Raw genomic sequence first — 477 nt, forward strand, 5'->3', positions numbered from 1 at the left:
CCAATTTCCCGTACGGGGCTGTCACCCTCTGTAGCCGGCCTTTCCAGACCGTTCCGGTATCGAATCCGCTAACGCTTGCAGGCTCTTCCAATTTCGCTCGCCGCTACTTTCAGAATCTCGGTTGATTTCTGTTCCTGCAGTTACTTAGATGTTTCAGTTCACTGCGTTCGCCTCAATGAGCTATGTATTCACTCATTGATACTTCCCGAAGGAAGTGAGTTTCCTCATTCGGACATCCGTGGATCAAAGCTTGCTTGCCAGCTCCCCACGGCTTTTCCCAGGCTGCCGGGTCCTTCATCGCCTGTGATCGCCAAGGCATCCACCACATACACTTAGTCGCTTGATCCTATAACTCTGAAGCCTTTTGCCTTCAAAGTCACAAGACGACCTGTAACGCGCTGCTTCTCTGAATCATGTCGGTTCTCGATGAACTTCAATGAATCGATGTTTTGAATGCAATCACAACCCCTGAAGCTG

At 50.1% G+C, this 477-nt stretch carries 1 rRNA gene; it reads right to left on the bottom strand.

The window, feature by feature from the left end:
- Window positions 1–346, bottom strand: a 23S ribosomal RNA gene (locus GBM95_RS12460); the annotation flags it as partial.
- Between the last annotated feature and the right edge of the window lie 131 nt (window positions 347–477).

The organism is Sutterella seckii (genome assembly GCF_009183815.1).
Lineage (GTDB): Bacteria > Pseudomonadota > Gammaproteobacteria > Burkholderiales > Burkholderiaceae_F > Sutterella > Sutterella seckii.